We start from the raw sequence: 17,060 nt of genomic DNA, 5'->3' as shown, positions 1-17,060 counted from the left end.
TCGTCCGTGCGCCGCCGCTTGGGCGACACAGCAAGAATGCGCCACACCTGGCCGGATGTGCATCCGCGCGACCCCGGGGAGAACGGTTCAGGGCGGGGTAACCGGCACGCCATGAGTGAGATTCTGGTGGGCGCCTGCTCCTGGACGGACCGGGCACTGGTCTCCAGCGGCTGGTATCCGGCCGGGCGGCGCGACGCGGAGGGACGGCTGCGCCACTACGCCGAACGCTTCCCGGTCGTAGAGGTCGACGCGACCTACTACGCGCTGCCCGGGGAACGCAACGCCCGGCTGTGGACGGAGCGCACCCCCGACGGCTTCGTGTTCGACGTGAAGGCCTTCTCGCTGCTGACCGGGCATCCCACCCGGTCGGCCGTGCTGCCGCCGGGCCTGCCCGCCGACGTCCGTGGCCCGAAGGCCCTGGACGAGGTGTGGCGGAGGTTCACGGACGGGATCCGGCCGTTGCGTGACGCGGGGCGGCTGGGCGCCGTCCTCTTCCAGTTCCCGCCGTGGTTCCGTCCCGGCGCGCGGGCCCACGCGTTCCTCGCCCAGTGCGCCGAGCGCACCGCCGGGTGGCCCGTCTGCGTCGAGTTCCGGCATCCGGACTGGTGGCGGGGCGAACGGGAGCACAGGACGGCCGGTCTGCTGCGGTCGTACGGCTTCGCCACCGCCGCCGTCGACATGGAGCAGTCCCTGCCGTCCGCCGTGCCGCCCGTCACGCCCGTCACCTGCGGGCGGCTGGCGGTCGTCCGCCTGCACGGCCGCAGCCCGGCCTGGGGGAGCGGCAGCAAGGAGGACCGCTTCCGGCACGAGTACACCGACGGCGAGCTCCGCGAGTGGGTGCCGAGGGTGCGCGCGCTCGCCCGGCGGGCGGAGCGGGTCCACGTCCTCTTCAACACCTGCTGCGGCGACTCCGCGGTCCGCGCCGCCGAGCGCATGCGAACACTGCTCGCCCCCTGACCGCCTGGCCTGGCCTGCTTGGCCGGCCCGGCCCGGCCCGGCCCGGCCGGTCAGGCCCGCCCCGGTCAGGCCCGGCCTGACCGCCCCGGCCCGCCCCGGCCCGCCCGGCCTGCCCTGGCCTGACTGGCCCGGCTCGGCCCGACCGGCCCCCGCCCGACCGCCCTGCCGCGGCCCGACCGGCCTGGCTCGACCGACCGATTCGGCTCGGATCGACGGACCGGCTCGGCTCGGACCGACTCGGCTCGGCTCGGACCGACTCGGCTCGGCTCGGACCGACCGACTCGGCTCGGCTTGGACCAACCAACCAACCAACCAACCGACCGACCGGCCCGGCCCGGAACGACCGACCCGGCGCGGATCACCCGCCTCGACGGGCCCTCCGCCGACAGGCCGCTGTCCGGCCCGGATCGGCCTGGTCGGCCGGGTGGGGTGGGCTGTGTGACGGCGGGTGGTTGGCCGGGGCGCCGTTCGGCCGTCGGGGCTGCTTCCGGGTGTGGTCCAGCCGGGCTCGGCCGGCCGGGGCGATCGGGTGCCGTGTCGGCGGGCCGCTCACCGGGGCTCGCCGGTACGGGTTCTGCCCGACGGGGGCGACCGGGGCCGGGCCCCTGTTCGGTCAGCTGGTGGTGTGCAGGGTGCTCTTGGCCAGTTCGTACGCCGGGAGCATCGCTTCGTGTTCCGCGGTGTCCATGCCGCCCAGATGCAGGACGACGGGGCCCTCGGGCGTGGTGACGGCGAGCGCGTGCTCCTTCTTCGTCTCCTCGAGGAGTTCGCTCGTGGTGACGTACTCGACCTCGGTGCCGGTGATGTCGCCCGCCTTCACCGTGCTGTACCGCGCCCCGCTCGCCCCCTGCTCGGCGGCCACGAAGTCCTCCAGCACGGCACGCGCGTCGGTGTCGCCCGGTTCACCCGTCCACACCCGCAGGAATCCGATCTTCCCCGCGGGCTTGGCGTCGACCTCACAGGCCATGGTGACCGGGCCCTGGCGCAGGAGGGCGTCGGCGAGGTCGGCGAGATCGCCCGTGGCGCCGGCCGACCCCTCGTCGCCGACGGCCTCGGCCTTCCAGAACTCGGCGATGTCGAAGGTGACCGGGAGTTCACAGGCGGAACCGGAGGCCCCGATGGACCCGCCGCGTTGCGCGACCTTCGAGGTCGCCTTCGCCGACACCGACGCCGATGCCCCCGAGGCGCCGTCGGGTTCGGCCTCCTCGGCCGCGCATCCCGTCATCAGCCCCGTCAAGAGGGCCGCCAGTGTCAGCCCCTGCCCCACGTTCCCCACGGTCCCCGCCCCAAAGCGCACTGCTGTGTCTCCTCTCGGCGCCGGCGCGACACCGGCGGAGCACTGTAACCGAGGGGGTCATGGCCCCCGCCACCGAGATTCGCCGCGGGGACGGATGCGGCCGGGGAATGTCCCGGTCCCACCCCCTGTTGTACCGCGTGACTGACATGCACCGATCAGCAGGTGCGAGTCGGTGTGAGAGGAGTTCCCCATGGCCCGCAGCACGGCGCGCCCCGTCATCACCCTCAGGTCCACCGCCGGTACCGGTGTCACCTACGTGACGCGCAAGAACCGCCGCAACGACGCCGACCGGCTGGTCCTGCGCAAGTACGACCCCATCGCCGGACGGCACGTCTCCTTCCGAGAGGCGCGATGAGGTCGGCGCCGGCCCGGCAGGGCTGAACGGCGCCGACCCGGAACAGCAGAGCGGCCGGGGCCTCGGGAGGGGGCCCCGGCCGCTCTCTCGCGCGGACGTCGCGCGGACGAGTGACGTGCCGTCATATTCACGCTCTCCCGGGAACCCATGGAGGCATGAGCAAGACCGCGCTGATCGTCATCGACATGATCAACACCTATGACCACCCCGATGCCGACCTGCTCCTGCCGTCGGCCCGCAAGGCGGTCCCGGTGGCCGCCGGTCTCCTCGACCGGGCCCGCCGCGCCGGCGAAGCCGTCGTCTACGTCAACGACAACTTCGGCCAGTGGCGCTCCCACCACGGCGAACTCCTCGACGCGGCCCTGTCCGGCCCGCACGCCGGACTCGTCGAGCCGCTGGCGCCCGACGCGGACTCGCTCTTCGTCGTCAAGGCACGGCACTCGATCTTCTTCGAGACCCCGCTGTCGTACCTGCTCCGGCAGGAGGGCATCGACCACCTCGTCCTGTGCGGACAGGTCACCGAGCAGTGCGTCCTGTACTCGGCCCTCGACGCCCACATCCGCCACTTCGACGTGACCGTCCCCCGGGACGCCGTCGCCCACATCCACGCCGATCTCGCGGACGCGGCGCTGGTGATGATGGAGCGCAACATGGGGGCACGCGTATGCGACAGCGGTGAGCTGTGGCCCTGAACGGCCCTGAACGGCCCTTCGTGACGTGACCTGCGTGCCCAGCGGTCTGACGGTCTGACGGTCGGTCCGTTCCCTTCTCCGCTTCCCCTGCTTCACCTTCCGGCTTCCCCGGTTCCTTCCTCCTCCTCCGCTCAGCAAGGGGCACACCACACATGGCCGAGTTGACCCGTCGCAGGCTCCTGGGCTCGACCGCGGGCGTACTGGGCGCCGCCGCGGCGCTCTCGCTGCTCCCGCCGAGCGTGCAGAAGGCCGTCGCGGCCGGACCGTCCCGCCGGGGCTCACTCGCCGACGTCGAACACGTCGTCCTGCTGATGCAGGAGAACCGCTCCTTCGACCACTACTTCGGCACCCTGTCCGGCGTGCGCGGCTTCGCCGACCCCGACGCGCTCACCCTCGACACCGGACGCTCCGTCTTCCACCAGCCCGACGCCGAGAACCCCGCGGGCTACCTGCTGCCCTTCCACCTCGACACCCGCACCTCCAGCGCCCAGGCCATCCCGTCCACGAGTCACGCCTGGTCGGTGCAGCACGAGGCGTGGAACGGCGGCCGCATGGACCGCTGGATGTCGGCCCACCGCACGGCCGACGGCGCCAACGCCCCCTACGTCATGGGTTACCACACCCGCGAGGACATCCCGTTCCAGTTCGCCCTCGCCGAGACCTTCACCGTCTGCGACCACTACTTCTGCTCGGTCCTCGGCCCGACCTGGCCGAACCGCCTGATGTGGATGACCGGCACCATCGACCCCGACGGCGCCCGGGGCGGGCCCGCCGTCCGCAACTCCGCCCCGACACCGTTCAGCTGGACGACCTACGCGGAACGGCTCCAGGCGGCCGGGGTCGACTGGAAGGTGTACCAGCAGGAGGACGACTACGGCTGCAACATGCTGGAGCAGTTCGACACCTTCAGGAACGCGCGACCGGGCTCCGAGCTGTACGAGCGGGGCGTCCGGCCGCAGCCGGAGGGCACCTTCGAGGACGACGCCCGGGCCGACCGGCTGCCGACGGTGTCCTGGCTGGTGCCACCGGGACACCAGTCGGAGCACCCCGACCACCTGCCCGCGGCGGGCGCGGCCTTCGTCGCCTCGAAGCTCGAGGCCATCGCGGACAACCCCGAGGTCTGGCGCAAGACGGCCTTCATCCTCAACTACGACGAGAACGACGGCCTGTTCGACCATGTGCCCCCGCCGACCCCGCCCGTGGGCACGTCCGGCGAGTTCGTCGGCGGGCTGCCGATCGGCGGCGGCTTCCGGGTCCCGGCCGTCGTCGTCTCGCCCTGGACCGTCGGCGGCTGGGTGGCCTCGGAGCCCTTCGACCACACCTCGACCCTGCGGTTCCTGGAGAGACTCACGGGGGTCATGGAGCCGAACATCAGCGACTGGCGGCGCAGCGCCTTCGGTGACCTCACCTCCGCCTTCCGCTTCGCGTCCACCAGCCCGCTCGCGCCGGCCCTGCCCGACGACACGGCGGAGCAGCTGCTGAAGGCGAAGGAGGAGGTCGCCACCCTGCCCAGGCCCACCCTGCCGGGCGCCGAGCAGTCGTTCCCGGTCCAGGAGACGGGTCCCCGGCCGCGGCGGTGATCCGGACGAGCGGGCCCCGCGTCAGCGGTGGACGACCCGGTCGGGCGGGTCTGCGCGCGTAGACAACGGGCTGTCCCGCGGAAGGAAGAAGAGGGCGCAGATGCGCAGGGGCTCCAGCTCGCGGTTCTCCGCCATGTGCACGCCCTGCGGACCCACCGGTTCGACGATGCATCCGCCGGTGGGTGTGACGCACTCGGATCCGTCCGCCAGGGTCCGGGTCAGGACGCCCGCCGTCACCACGGCGACGACCCGGCCCTCGTGGTAGTGCCAGGGCAGCGAGTGGCCCGGCGGGATCTCGTAGTCGGCGACCACGACCCTGCTGTTCTCCGGTGCGGCCAGGGCGAGCCGTTCGGTGAGCAGGCCGTCGGCGAGCAGGGTCGGCGCGGGTTCGGTGGGGGATACGGCAGTGGTGCGGGCCTCGACGGGCGACGATCGGTTCACGCGGCGGTCGTCCGGGGCGGGCGGGGGCCGGGGGCGCCGGGGCCGGTCGGGCCCGCTGTGCGACGTAACCCGGCCGGGGTCATGTTCCGCTGGTCAGTGCGTTCCACAGCAGTGACATTAACCCACCTGAGTCACGGAGAGGTGACCGGGTGTCATCGAGCGCACGGGTGCCCGTCACCCCACGTGCCTCACCCGAATCTCGCGTGGCCCCCCGGCCGCACCCCCGACCGAAGCCCGGCCGGCATGTGAGCCAGACGGCTTCCGCGGGAGTGATCCTCGTGGGCCTCCCCTGCGTCCTTCAAGGCGTGAATCGTATGAGACATCATGCGACGAGTGTTTGGGGGAGACCTTGAGCATCCTGCGTCCGGACGTTGAGCGGCCTCGCGGAAGCCGTGCCGGGGACGAGCCGCGTGCCGAGGGTGCGCCGCGTGCCGGCCGTGCCGAGGGTGGGCCGCGCGCCGCCCGTTCGGTCGGCGGGGCGCTGGGTGGTGCGCTCGGCGGGCCGCTCGGTGGTGCGCCCGCCCGTATCGCGGGCTTCGTCGGCCGGACGCTGCGGGGCGAGTGGTACGGCATCGTCGTCGACCCGCTGCGGCAGTTGCGCCGGCGCGGCCCCGCGGCGCTGCTGCTCGCGTTCGTGGCCTGCGCGGGCGTCATCTTCTTCCACGCCATCGCCCAGCACCCCACGGGCGGGACGGTGGTGAGGATCCTGGGCGGGGTCCAGGGCGACCTGCCGCTGTGGCTCGCCCTGCTGCGCACGCCGGTCTCCCTGTACGTCCCGGCCCTCGATCTGCCGGTGTGGGCCGGCATCACCCAGCTGTTCCTCGCCTTCGCCCTGGCCGAACTCGCCCTCGGCCGCCGCCGGACCCTGCTGATCGCCTACGCGGCGACCCTGGCCGGCACCCTCACCGCGCGGGTCATGATGGCGATGGGGCCGGGGTGGTGGGGCCTCGGACTGCCGCCCGAGGTGGGCCAGGTCCTCGACACCGGCCCGTCCGCCGCGGTCGTCGGCCTGTTCACCTACCTCTCGGTCGTCCGCCACGCGCCCGTCGTGTTCCTCCTCACCGGCGGCTCGATGGTGCTCGAGTCGATCGCCAAGCCCAACCTCGCCGGCCGCGAACACCTCATCGCGGTGGCCGCCGCCGTCGTCCTCGGTCTGGTGCACGAGCGGGGCCGCCACCGTCGGCGGGCCGCCACGAACGCGCAGGACACGGCGTCCGCCTGAGATCTTGCTATGAATTCGTGGTGCGGTTGAACACTCCTGCGTCCGCTTGCGTATAGGGCCGGGGGATCTCATGCCCAAGGCCGCCGACGACGACGTGTAGGAGCACTCCTTGGTACAGAACAGGCGCAGACGCCAGACGGGCGGGCGACGAGCGACTTTCGCGGCGCTGGCGCTCATCATCGGCGGCGGTGGACTGATGGGGGTGAACGTCTACGCATCGGCCACCGAAGACGGTTCCGACGGCTCGGGACAGGGCGGCAACAGCGCCGTCACCATCGACTGCCCGGACGTCGGCAGCAAGCTGACCGACGTCCCGGAGCAGGCCTCGCCCGAGGTCGCCCGCGAACTCGCCCTGCTGGACGAGCAGATCGCCGAGGCCTACCGCCGGCTCCAGGAGTCGGCGGAATCGGTGCGGCAGGACGCGGACTTCGCCGACAACGCGGTCATGGACCCGTTGAAGGAGAAGCGCGGGGCGACGATCCAGCGCATCGCCGAGGCCATCGACCGGGCCGGGGACCGCCCCGAGGGCCTGGACGACCTCGCCGCCTGCACCCTGCGGGCCAACGACGACCAGGCCGACGAAGGCGCCGACGGCAACGGCGACGAGAACCAGAACGGCGACCAGGCGGGCGACGACCAGAACGGCGACGGCGACCAGAACGGCGGCTCGGACCAGCAGGGCAACGGTCAGCAGGGCAACGGCGGCCAGGCCGGAAACGGCCCCGTCGCCGCGGACTACGCCGACATCAACGCCGTCCAGCCGACGCGGCAGACCCCGGATCCCAGCTCCGGCCCCTCCCGCGGCACCTTCGCCACCAGCTGCGGAGTGAACGCGAACGGCGTGTTCAACTCCGACAACGTGATCGTGGCCCCGGGCGTCACCAACGGCGCACACCACTTCCACGACTACGTCGGCAACCAGTCCAACGACGCCTTCGCCTCCGACGACGACCTGGCGAACGCCGGCACGAGCTGTGTCGACCAGGGCGACAAGTCCACCTACTACTGGCCCGTGCTGCGCCTGCAGAACGGCAACCAGGAGCAGGACGCGCAGAAGCCCGGCGGCGGCATCGAGGGCAACGCCGGCGAGATCGTGACCCCCAAGGAGGTCACCCTCACCTTCGTCGGCAACCCGCGCGAGAAGGTCACCGCCATGCCCCGGCTGCTCCGGGTCATCACCGGCGACGCCAAGGCCTTCGTCAACGGCACGGCCAACGCCAACGCGTCCTGGAGCTGCACCGGCTTCGAGGACCGGCAGCTGAAGGACAAGTACCCGCTCTGCCCGTCCGGCAGCGACGTGGTGCGCACCTTCCGTTTCCAGAGCTGCTGGGACGGCAGCAACATCGACAGCGCCAACCACCGCACCCACGTGGCCTTCGCCGCCGCCGACGGCACCTGCCCGAACGGCTTCAAGGCCGTTCCGCAGCTGGTGCAGCGCATCGTGTACGACGTCGACGCGCCGAGCCTTCAGGACGGCGGCAAGACGACTCCGCTGTTCGCGGTGGACTCCTTCCCGGAGCAGCTGCACAAGCCGGTGACCGACCACGGTGACTTCATCAACGTCTTCGACGAGGACCTGATGGGCGAGATGGTCGGCTGCATCAACGACGGCCGCACCTGCGGCGCCGGCACCGACCCGGGCTCCGACGACGGCAACGGCGGTGACAACGGAAACGGCGGCGACAACGGTTCCGGCGACAACGGCGGTGCCGGCAACGGCGACGACGACGGTTCCGGCGACAACGGAAACGCCGGAAACGGCGACGGAAACGCCGGCGGAAACGGCGGCAACGGAAACGGTTCCGACGAGGGCACGCAGGAGCCGTCGCAGGCCCCCGAGAAGCCCGCGACCACCGAGCCCGCCGACACCGAGCCCGGAGCGGGCGGCAACGGTGGCGGAGACGCCTCCGCGCCCGCCTCCCCCCGCGTCTACACGAAGCCGTCGGCCAAGGCGGCCACCTCCGCACCCGCCGCCGGCTCGGGCGGCGAGATCGGCTCCCCGGCGACCGCCGCCCCCGCGGCCACGCCCGGGCAGTCGCAGACCCCGGCCGGTACGGGCGCCGACACGACCGTCCCGGGCGGGACCGAACCCCAGGCGGTCCAGGGCGGCCTGGCCGAGACCGGCGCCAATCTCTGGCCCGCGGCCGCCGGAGGGCTGCTGGTGATCGCCGGCTTCGGCGTTCTGTTCCGCAACGCACGCCGCAAGTACTGAGTCGCAGCACCGAGTCCCAGCACCGCGTCCCAGTACCGCGTCCCAGCACCGAGTCCCAGCACCGCGTCTCCGCTCTGAGGTGCAGCACTGGGACTCGGCAGGGGGATGCAGCCGTTCCACCGAGGGCCCGTCGGACCGCCGACGGGCCCTCGGCGCGATCCGTCGGCGCCCGCGCCCCCGTACGGGTGCTCCCGCACACGCGCCGTCGCCGCCGCGCCGGACCGCACGGTATACGTCGTTCGAAGCGCGCGCGACGATGGGAGACCCATGGAGCACACGACGTCCGGGGAGTACTACGACCTCGGTACCCACGGCCGGTCCGTGACGACCTCGTCCGCCGAGGCCCAGCTGTGGTTCGACCGCGGACTGGTCTGGTCGTACGCCTTTCACCACGAGGAAGCCATCGCCTGTTTCGAGGCCGCGGTCCGTGCCGACCCCGACTGCGCCATGGCCCACTGGGGCATCGCCTACGCGCTCGGCCCCAACTACAACAAGCCGTGGGAGTTCTTCGACGACCAGGACCTCGCGCGGACCGTCGCCCGTACCCACGAGGCCGTCGAACTCGCCCACCGCAAGGCCGGGACCGCCACCCCCGTCGAGCGGGCTCTGATCGGCGCGCTGCGCGCCCGCTACCCGCGGAACCGCCCCGCCGAGGACTGCTCGGTGTGGAACGAGCCCTATGCCGACGCCATGCGGGCCGTCCACGAACTGGCGCCCGACGACCTCGACGTGGCCGCCCTGTACGCCGACGCCCTGATGAACCTCACCCCCTGGCAGCTGTGGGACCTGCGCACGGGCCGGCCGGCCCAGGGCGCCCGCACACGGGAGGCGAAGGCGGTGCTCGACCGCGCGCTGGCGCAGCCGGCCGCGGCCGCGCACCCGGGCGTCCTGCACTTCTACGTCCACCTCATGGAGATGTCGGCCACCCCCGAGGCCGCCCTCCGGGTCGCCGACCGGCTGCGCGGCCTGGTCCCCGACGCCGGGCACCTCCAGCACATGCCCTCGCACCTCGACGTGCTGTGCGGCGACTACCGGCGCGTCGTCACGGACAACACCGCCGCGATCACCGCCGACGAGAAGTACCGGACGCGCTCCGGCGCGATGAACTTCTACACGCTGTACCGCTCGCACAACTACCACTTCAAGATCTACGGCGCGATGTTCCTGGGGCAGTACCGGACCGCGCTGGAGACCGCGGAACGGCTGGAGGCCTCCATCCCGGAGGAACTGCTGCGCGTGCAGAGCCCGCCCATGGCCGACTGGCTGGAGGCGTTCCGCAGCATGCGGTTCCATGTGCTGATCCGCTTCGGCCGCTGGCAGGACGTCCTCGACGTGCCGCCGCCCGCCGACCCGGTCCTGCACAGCGTGACCACCGCGCTGCGCCACTACGCCCGCGGTGTCGCGCTCTCCGCCACCGGCCGGATCCCCGAGGCCGAGGACGAGCGCTCGCTGTTCCGCTCGGCGGCCGAGCGGGTGCCCGAGACCCGGATGCTGTTCAACAACACCTGCCGGGACATCCTCGCGATCGCGTCCGCGATGCTCGACGGCGAACTGGAGTACCGCAAGGGCAACCACGACCTCGCCTTTGCCGCGCTGGAGCGGTCCGTCGAACTGGACGACGGCCTCCCCTACGACGAACCCTGGGGCTGGATGCAGCCCGCCCGGCACGCGTACGGCGCCCTGCTGCTCGAGCAGGGGCGGATCGAGGAGGCCGAGGCGGTCTACCGCGCCGACCTCGGACTGGACGACACACTGCCCCGGCCGTCCCAGCACCCCGGCAACGTGTGGTCCCTGCACGGCTACCACGAGTGCCTGGTCGGGCTGGGCAAGGAGGCGGAGGCGCGGATCGTGGCCCACCAGCTGAAGTTCGCCACCGCCCTGGCCGACGTGCCCGTCCGGGCGTCCTGCTTCTGCCGTCTCGACACCGGCACGGACACCGGCGCCGACACGGGCAGGGACGCCGACACGGAGACCGGCCCCGGGGCCTCGGTCACATCCGGGTGCTGCGCCATGGACAATTGATCGAGATCGTCGGCGCGGTCGACGCACAAGAGGGGGCCTCGGAGCATGGCGGGCGCACGATGAACGAGACACGTGGGAAGAAATGGTCGCTGCCGCACATCGGCCCGGCGCAGCGGGACGCCGTCGCCCGCGCCCGAGGCTGGGCGCGGCTCGCCCTGGTGCTGGTCGCCGCCTGTATCGCGGTGGTGATGGCGGGCGCGGGGTCCGGCGGCTGGCTGGTCCTGTTCGTCGGCTTCGTCCTCCTCGCGCTGGCGGGGGCGGGCGTGTGGTGGATGCTGGCGCACCGGGGCGGCGCCCGGCTGCTCGGCGGGCTGGTGGCCGTCACCGCGCCGGTGGGCGTCGTGGTGCTGTACGCCCTGTCCGGTCTGTGGCCGGTGGCGGTGGGCGCGCTCGCGCTGTGGGCGGGGGCCCTGGGTTCGGCGCGGGCCTCGCTGCGCAGCGTGCGCCGTCCCAAGGGCATGCACGGCCGGAGGACCCCGCCGCCGCGCCGGCCGGTCCTGATCATGAACGTGCGCTCGGGCGGCGGCAAGGTCGTCAAGCACGGCCTCGTCGAGCGGGCCGAGGCGCTCGGCGCGCGGGTGGTCGTCCTCGGCGCCGACGAGACCTACACCGATCCGGAGGCGGAGGCCCGGCAGGCCGTCGCGGAGGGCGCGGACCTGCTCGGTGTCGCGGGCGGTGACGGCACCCAGGCACTCGTCGCGGCCGTCGCCGCCGAACACGACGTGCCGTTCCTGGTGATCGCCGCCGGTACCCGCAATCACTTCGCCATGGACCTCGGCCTCGACCGCACCGACCCCACACGCAGCCTCGACGCCCTCACCAACGGCGTCGAACTCCGCGTGGACCTCGGCGATGTCGGCGGACGGGCCTTCGTCAACACCGTCTCCTTCGGGGCGTACGCGGAGATAGTGCAGAGCCCCGACTACCGCGACGCCAAGGCCGCCACCGCGCTCGACCATCTGCCCGACCTGCTCCAGGGCGAGGCCGGTCCGACCCTGGACGTCCAGACGGACGACACCCATGTGCACGCGCCGCAGGCCCTGCTGGTCAGCAACAACGCCTACGCCCGTGCCGACCCGCTCGGCGGCGGACGCCGGCCCCGGCTGGACGCCGGACTGCTCGGCGTGATCGGAGTCCGGGTGGAGGGCGCGGCCCAGGCTGCCGAACTGGCGCTGCTCGGCGAGCGCGCGGGCAGCATCACCTCGGTGTCGTCCCGGCGCGTCGTCGTCGAGGCGGACCGTGAGCGCATCGCGGTGGCCGTCGACGGCGAGGCGCTCGAACTGGCCACCCCTGTCGTGTGCACGGTACGGCCCTCCGTGCTGCGGGTCCGGGTGCCCCGGCACCGCCCCGGCGCGGCCTACGCGCCCCCCACGGTCGACTGGCGGCGCATCGTCCGCCTCGCGCTCGGCCACACCGACTCCCGTACGATCAAGGAGGCCTACGATGTCTGAGTCCGACCGTCTGCCGAAGCTTCCCACCTCGCATCTGGTCCGCGACCTCGCGACCATGGACCAGGCCCTGTACGAGACGGTCACGGTGACCAGGACGCCCACCCTGGACAGCGCGCTGCGCCGGCTGTCCGCGGCCGCCGACCACTCGAAGCTGTCCTTCGGCGTCGCCGCCGGGCTCGCCCTGTGCGGCCGCCGCCCACGCCGTGCGGCCGTGCTCGGGGTCGCGGCGATCGGGGTCGCCTCGGCCACGGCCAACCTGCTCGGCAAGAAGCTCGTGCGCCGGCCGCGACCGCACCGCGCCGAGGACTCGCCGTTCCCGGGGCGGCACGTGCCGATGCCGCAGTCGGCGTCCTTCCCGTCCGGGCACACCGCCTCGGCCGTGGCCTTCGCGGCCGCGGTCGGCCCGAGCCTGCCGGTCTCCGCGGTGCCGCTGGGCCTGCTCGCCTGCGCGGTCGGCTACTCGCGGGTCCACACCGGGGTGCACTATCCGGGCGACGTCGTGGCCGGAGCGTTGCTGGGCACGGGCTCGGCGGCGCTGGTGCTGGCGCTCACCGCGCGTAAGGACGGCTGAGCGGGCCGGGAGGCCCGAGGGGGCCTACTCCCGGCCGCAGTGGAGGAAGAGGTGGGGTTCCGGCACGGCCTCGGGATGGTCGGGGGTGAACAGCACGTTCTCCTCGGCCAGTACGGTCAGACCGGCGCCGGTGACGACGTCGACGAGGGCCTCGCCGGCGAAGCTGGTCACCCGTACGGGCTGCCCCATGAACACGGCGTCGACACCCGCCACGTCCAGCGGCACGGTGGCGAGCGCGAGACTGCCTCCCGGGCGGAGCGCCCGGGCCAGTCGGCCGATCAGTTCGGACTGCTGCGCCCGGTCCAGCTGAAGCAGCGAGAAGTACACGCACACGGCGTCCAACGAGCTTTCTTCCAGGGGAAGTTCACGCACGTCGAGGCATCGGAACTCGGCCTCGGGCACCTGCCGGGCGGCCAGCTCCACCATGACGGGGGAGACGTCGACGCCGAGCACGTGGTGGCCCGCCCGGGCGAGGGTCTCGGCCGTCGGCCGCCCCGTCCCGCTGCCGACGTCCAGCACCCGGCCGCCCGGGGCGAGCCGCCCCAGCAGCCACTCCAGGGATCTGCGGTGCGCCTCCGAGTGCGCGAACGCCTTCTCGTACACGGGCCCCAGCGCGTCGAACACCCGCGCCGCACGCTGCCCGCCGTCCTCGCCGACCAAGCCGGTTCCCTTCGTGGTGGTGTGTGAGTCCCGCGCCGCCATGGTGCACCGGTGAGGACCTCGCGTTCCGGAAAACGGCCGGAATCGCATTTTCCACTACCGTAAGTAACATGGTCCAATCCTCTGGACGCGGGCCCTACTGGTGAGTAGTCAAGCCCCCGGGTAACCGTCGCTTCGTTCGGAGGACCCCCATGCCCTCGCTTGAGGACGCTCTGCAAGAGTCCCGTACCGCCTATGAGGAGCACGTACGCACCTGCCGCCAGTGCCACTTCGACATGTCGCCCTGTGCCGTCTCGAAACACCTCCTGCGCGCCTACAACAACGCCAGGCGGGCGCAGGCGCGCCCGAACTCCGCGATGCGCTGAGGGCGGAGCGGCTCACTCCGCCGACCTCGGTACGGTCACCGTCAGTTCCCGGATCTCGTAGCCGCCGATCTCGTCCTTGAACGACACCCGCGGCCGGCCGGTCATCCTCAGACCGTCCAGCGCGAAGAGCCTGCTGAGCAGGACGTCCGCCTCCAGGACGGCGACCGCGGCGCCCGGACAGCGGTGGGGGCCGTCACCGAAGGCGAGCCCCGCCGGGCCCGGTCCCAGGTCCCGCAGCCGCCCCGGCCGCAGCAGATCCGGGTCGCGGCCCACGGCATCCGGGTCCGCGTTGGCCTCGTCGACGAGGACGGTGAGCAGCTCACCGGCTCCGATCGACGCCTCACCGACCCGCATCGGCGCGGTGGTCCGGCGGGCCAGGCGCCCCACGGCCGGTTCGAGACGAAGGATCTCCCGGAGCAGATCCAGCCGCTCCGGCTCCCCGGCCGCGCGGTACCGGCCGAGCAGCTCCGGGTCGTCGAACAGGTGCCAGGCGGCGACGCAGATGAACTCACGCGTGGTGACCATGCCCGCCGCCGCGTACGTCAGGCACTCGCCGAGTATCTCCGCGCCCGAGCATCCCTCGGCGAGCAGATGGGAGATCAGGTCGTCCCGCTCCCGCCTGCGGTGCGCGCGGATCGCCGGGCGGACGTCGGCGAGATGGATGCGCAGCCAGTTCGTGTTCTGGCGCAGCAGCCAGTAAAGACCCCGCAGGCTGGTCAGCCCCGGCTGCCCGAACTCCTCGGGAAAGAAGCGCTCCAGCCTGGATTTGAGTCCCGGGCGGCTGTGGGTGAGCCCGATGATGTCGCCCACCACCTCGATCGCCATGGTGAAGCTCAGATCGGACAGCTGCGCCGTACCGGCGGCCCGGAGCGCGGCCGTCTGTTCCTCGGCGACCCGGGTCATCAGCTCGCGGTAGTGCTCGTCCACCCGCCGGGGGGTGAAGAAGCGGGCGGTCTGCCGCCGCTGTTCACGGTGTCCGGGACCGTCCTGGTAGAGCACGGGACGGCGGACGCGCGCCGGCAGCTTCTCCACGGTCTCGATGCCGAGGCCGGCCTGCACCGTGTCCGTGGCGCGCAGCACCTCACGGGCGGCCGCGTAGCCACGGACCTCCCACGTGCCGTCCGCGCCACGGGCCACCGGGCAGCCCGGCCGGCCGGGCTCGTGCTCCCGCTCGACCTTGCGCACACTCTCCCGCGCGTCCCCCATCGGGTCCCCGTTCGTCGCACCGGACGCCAGTGTCGCCGCGCCGGCCGTCCCGGCGATGCCCCATTACCGGCCACGCACGCACCGCCGGACGGTCGGCGACGGACAGGCATCAGCGGAGCCGGACCGGAAGGCAGGCGCAGGCGGGCGCACGCCCCTCTCGCCGGGCCGGGCCGGCCGGACCTCAGGCGGGTCGGACGGCGCCGCGCAGAGCGCCCTCCCCGAACGGCAGGATCGCCTCCTCGCGGATGAACGTGCCCGGACCCGGGGCGTGGATCATCATGCCGTTGCCCGTGCACAGGCCGGTGTGGCTGAGGTCGTCGAAGAAGAAGACGAGGTCACCGGGCCGGAGTTCGGCCAGGCTGATCCGCGTGAAGGCCTTCGCCTGGTCGATTGCGGAGCGCGGCAGCGTCACCCCGGCGGCCCGCCACGCGGCCTGCGTGAGGCTGGAGCAGTCGTAGGACTCGGGGCCCGTCGCCCCCCACAGGCACGGTCGGCCGATCTGTGCCCGGGCGAAGGCGAGAGCCTTGTCCGCCTTGCGCAGGTATGCCGTCCCGGTGGTGGTGACCGTGACATCGGCGGGGGCGGCCGCCGGGGGGAGGGCTTCGGGGAGCGGAGCGGCGGGGGCCGCGAGACCGGCCGAGGCCGGATGACCGGCACCGGCGGTCAGTACGTCAGCGGTGGGGGCCTGGTAGCTCGGCATGGGCGTGGAGGGCGCGAGACCGGCTGCCGCGAAGTCCGACGGCGGTACGGAGAGCGGAAGTCCGGCCGCCGCGAAGTCCGACGGCGGTACGGAGAGCGGAAGTCCGGCCGCCGCGAAGTCCGACGGCGGTGTGGTGAAGGCGAGTTCCGGCGTCGGGTAGCCGGACGCGGGCGCGGCCGGGGCGGCAGTACCGGAAGCCATGAAGCCCGACCCTGTGGCGGGCAGGTCGAGTTCGGACACCGGATAGCCGAACGGCGGTGTGGTGAAGCCGAGTTCCGAGGCCGGGTAGTCCGGCATGGGGGCGGGCGCGGGCACGGGGAAGGCGGTTTCGGGTGTCGTGAAGCCCGGCATCGGTGCGGCGAATGCGGGTTCACCGGTCGGGAGAGGCGCGTCCGTGCCGATCGGTGCCGCCGTGCCGGGAGTGGCGGCGGGCCGTCCCGCCCACGCGGCGGTGATCTCCGCGCGGAACGCCTGCTGCTCCGCGGTGTCCCAGGGCTGCTGCACCGGCTGCGCCTCGGACGGCTGCGTCCCGGTCGTGGGCAGCACGGACGTGGGCAGGGACGACGTGTCCGGCGCGGAGGAGGGCAGGGCGGGTGCGATGGCGGCGGCGGGGGCGGGCAGGGACGGCATGGGCTGGGCGAGTGCCCGCGCCAGCACCTCCCGGGCCGTGGCGAGCTTGCGCCCGATCTGCTCCTTGGTGTTCTTGAGCGAGGCCTGCCGGTCCGTGGGAGCGGAGGCGGCGTCGGCCTGGGCGGGGGCGTCGGCCTGAGCGGGCACGGCGGGCAGCAGGGCCCTGGGCTCCTGGCGCGGCTCGGGTGCCGCGGGGAGGGCGGCGGCGGGGCGCGCGGTCAGTTCCGGGACGCGCCGGGTGGCCGCTTCCAACTCCCGTACGACGGGGCTCTCGGCGGGCCGCTCCGGGGCGCTCGCCGGGCGCGCGGCGCGGGCCGGAGGGGCGGGCCGGCGGTCGGCCGGCAGTACGGCGGGCGTCACCGGGCCGACCCTGCCGCGGGCCACGTCGAACCACTGCTTGGCCACCGCTTCTAGCGACGGATCCGTCGACCCGCGCCCGCTGTTGGCGACGGACGTCACCCTCCCGCGGGTCCTGCTCGACTGGGCGCGCGTGATGTTGTAGCTGCCGGTGTCGCTCTCGGCCCGGTCGTAGAGCGAGTTGACCCGCTGCTGGATCTCCGCCCGACTCGGCTCGTCGGTGTTGCCGCCTGGGGAGCGCGGGCTGCGATCCGTCGCCATGGAAGACGTACTCCTTCCGTCCTCCGCCTGCCGTTCGGCGGCGGAATCCGGGCGACCCTTGTTGCCAGGTGCCCCCAAGCC

At 73.1% G+C, this 17,060-nt stretch carries 15 protein-coding genes; 10 read left to right on the top strand and 5 right to left on the bottom strand.

Annotation, left to right across the window (positions count from 1 at the left end):
• Positions 1 to 111: 111 nt before the first annotated feature.
• Complete coding sequence (locus ASD48_RS39695) at positions 112 to 957, top strand: DUF72 domain-containing protein (protein WP_057606758.1); 846 nt, start codon at positions 112 to 114, stop codon at positions 955 to 957.
• A 613-nt stretch (positions 958 to 1,570) separates the two neighbouring features.
• On the opposite strand, the gene ASD48_RS39690 is transcribed toward ASD48_RS39695, so the two are convergent.
• A complete protein-coding gene (locus ASD48_RS39690; protein ID WP_199876190.1) occupies positions 1,571 to 2,233 on the bottom strand; it encodes a lipoprotein in 663 nt (220 codons plus the stop codon).
• A gap of 211 nt (positions 2,234 to 2,444) precedes the next feature.
• Here ASD48_RS39690 and rpmG point away from each other — a divergent pair, with 211 nt between their 5' ends.
• The 3 genes from rpmG (at position 2,445) to ASD48_RS39675 (ending at position 4,881) form a co-directional block, all read left to right on the top strand.
• Entirely contained in the window at positions 2,445 to 2,609 is a 165-nt protein-coding gene (gene rpmG / locus ASD48_RS39685; protein WP_057606756.1) for a 50S ribosomal protein L33, read from the top strand.
• Positions 2,610 to 2,764: 155 nt separating this feature from the next.
• Entirely contained in the window at positions 2,765 to 3,301 is a 537-nt protein-coding gene (locus tag ASD48_RS39680; protein WP_057606755.1) for an isochorismatase family cysteine hydrolase, read from the top strand.
• 152 nt (positions 3,302 to 3,453) lie between these two features.
• Complete coding sequence (locus ASD48_RS39675) at positions 3,454 to 4,881, top strand: alkaline phosphatase family protein (protein ID WP_057606754.1); 1,428 nt, start codon at positions 3,454 to 3,456, stop codon at positions 4,879 to 4,881.
• Positions 4,882 to 4,902: 21 nt separating this feature from the next.
• On the opposite strand, the gene ASD48_RS39670 is transcribed toward ASD48_RS39675, so the two are convergent.
• Positions 4,903 to 5,322, bottom strand: a complete 420-nt coding sequence (locus ASD48_RS39670) for a cupin domain-containing protein (protein ID WP_057606753.1) — start codon at positions 5,320 to 5,322, stop codon at positions 4,903 to 4,905.
• A 481-nt stretch (positions 5,323 to 5,803) separates the two neighbouring features.
• Here ASD48_RS39670 and ASD48_RS39665 point away from each other — a divergent pair, with 481 nt between their 5' ends.
• The 5 genes from ASD48_RS39665 to ASD48_RS39645 all read left to right on the top strand — a co-directional run bounded on the left by ASD48_RS39665 (position 5,804) and on the right by ASD48_RS39645 (position 12,800).
• A complete protein-coding gene (locus ASD48_RS39665; RefSeq protein WP_057606809.1) occupies positions 5,804 to 6,544 on the top strand; it encodes a hypothetical protein in 741 nt (246 codons plus the stop codon).
• Positions 6,545 to 6,740: 196 nt separating this feature from the next.
• Entirely contained in the window at positions 6,741 to 8,756 is a 2,016-nt protein-coding gene (locus ASD48_RS39660) for a DUF1996 domain-containing protein (protein WP_057606752.1), read from the top strand.
• A 267-nt stretch (positions 8,757 to 9,023) separates the two neighbouring features.
• A complete protein-coding gene (locus ASD48_RS39655) occupies positions 9,024 to 10,778 on the top strand; it encodes a tetratricopeptide repeat protein (protein WP_057606751.1) in 1,755 nt (584 codons plus the stop codon).
• A gap of 59 nt (positions 10,779 to 10,837) precedes the next feature.
• Positions 10,838 to 12,229: a diacylglycerol kinase family protein gene (locus ASD48_RS39650; protein WP_242432865.1), complete on the top strand. Its 1,392-nt coding sequence runs from the start codon at positions 10,838 to 10,840 to the stop codon at positions 12,227 to 12,229.
• Positions 12,222 to 12,800, top strand: a complete 579-nt coding sequence (locus ASD48_RS39645; protein ID WP_057606750.1) for a phosphatase PAP2 family protein — start codon at positions 12,222 to 12,224, stop codon at positions 12,798 to 12,800. Before ASD48_RS39650 ends, ASD48_RS39645 begins: the two co-directional genes overlap by 8 nt.
• A gap of 24 nt (positions 12,801 to 12,824) precedes the next feature.
• Here ASD48_RS39645 and ASD48_RS39640 read toward each other — a convergent pair whose 3' ends face one another.
• The gene (locus tag ASD48_RS39640) at positions 12,825 to 13,460 is read right to left on the bottom strand and encodes a class I SAM-dependent methyltransferase (protein WP_199876188.1); all 636 of its coding nucleotides are present in this window, start codon (positions 13,458 to 13,460) and stop codon (positions 12,825 to 12,827) included.
• A 191-nt stretch (positions 13,461 to 13,651) separates the two neighbouring features.
• Between ASD48_RS39640 and ASD48_RS44975 the strand changes: the two genes are divergently transcribed.
• Entirely contained in the window at positions 13,652 to 13,825 is a 174-nt protein-coding gene (locus ASD48_RS44975) for a hypothetical protein (protein ID WP_171401266.1), read from the top strand.
• A gap of 12 nt (positions 13,826 to 13,837) precedes the next feature.
• Here the strand turns inward: ASD48_RS44975 and ASD48_RS39635 are convergent, their stop codons facing one another.
• Together ASD48_RS39635 and ASD48_RS46275 are read right to left on the bottom strand one after the other, a co-directional pair.
• Positions 13,838 to 15,031, bottom strand: a complete 1,194-nt coding sequence (locus ASD48_RS39635; protein WP_057606748.1) for a cytochrome P450 — start codon at positions 15,029 to 15,031, stop codon at positions 13,838 to 13,840.
• Positions 15,032 to 15,212: 181 nt separating this feature from the next.
• Positions 15,213 to 16,979, bottom strand: a complete 1,767-nt coding sequence (locus ASD48_RS46275) for an NlpC/P60 family protein (protein WP_057606747.1) — start codon at positions 16,977 to 16,979, stop codon at positions 15,213 to 15,215.
• Positions 16,980 to 17,060: the final 81 nt, after the last annotated feature.

Source organism: Streptomyces sp. Root1310, assembly GCF_001426425.1.
GTDB lineage: Bacteria > Actinomycetota > Actinomycetes > Streptomycetales > Streptomycetaceae > Streptomyces.
Note: the sequence above shows the minus strand (reverse complement) of the source record. Positions and strands in the feature narration are given on the sequence as shown.

What these genes read in the sequence shown, in the direction of transcription:
- ASD48_RS39695 (WP_057606758.1), top strand. Translation starts at nt 112, where the DNA reads ATGAGTGAGATTCTGGTGGGCGCCTGCTCCTGGACGGACCGGGCACTG.
- rpmG (WP_057606756.1), top strand. Translation starts at nt 2,445, where the DNA reads ATGGCCCGCAGCACGGCGCGCCCCGTCATCACCCTCAGGTCCACCGCC.
- ASD48_RS39680 (WP_057606755.1), top strand. Translation starts at nt 2,765, where the DNA reads ATGAGCAAGACCGCGCTGATCGTCATCGACATGATCAACACCTATGAC.
- ASD48_RS39675 (WP_057606754.1), top strand. Translation starts at nt 3,454, where the DNA reads ATGGCCGAGTTGACCCGTCGCAGGCTCCTGGGCTCGACCGCGGGCGTA.
- ASD48_RS39660 (WP_057606752.1), top strand. Translation starts at nt 6,741, where the DNA reads ATGGGGGTGAACGTCTACGCATCGGCCACCGAAGACGGTTCCGACGGC.
- ASD48_RS39655 (WP_057606751.1), top strand. Translation starts at nt 9,024, where the DNA reads ATGGAGCACACGACGTCCGGGGAGTACTACGACCTCGGTACCCACGGC.
- ASD48_RS39650 (WP_242432865.1), top strand. Translation starts at nt 10,838, where the DNA reads ATGAACGAGACACGTGGGAAGAAATGGTCGCTGCCGCACATCGGCCCG.
- ASD48_RS39645 (WP_057606750.1), top strand. Translation starts at nt 12,222, where the DNA reads ATGTCTGAGTCCGACCGTCTGCCGAAGCTTCCCACCTCGCATCTGGTC.
- ASD48_RS44975 (WP_171401266.1), top strand. Translation starts at nt 13,652, where the DNA reads ATGCCCTCGCTTGAGGACGCTCTGCAAGAGTCCCGTACCGCCTATGAG.
- ASD48_RS39635 (WP_057606748.1), bottom strand. Translation starts at nt 15,031, where the DNA reads ATGGGGGACGCGCGGGAGAGTGTGCGCAAGGTCGAGCGGGAGCACGAG.
- ASD48_RS46275 (WP_057606747.1), bottom strand. Translation starts at nt 16,979, where the DNA reads ATGGCGACGGATCGCAGCCCGCGCTCCCCAGGCGGCAACACCGACGAG.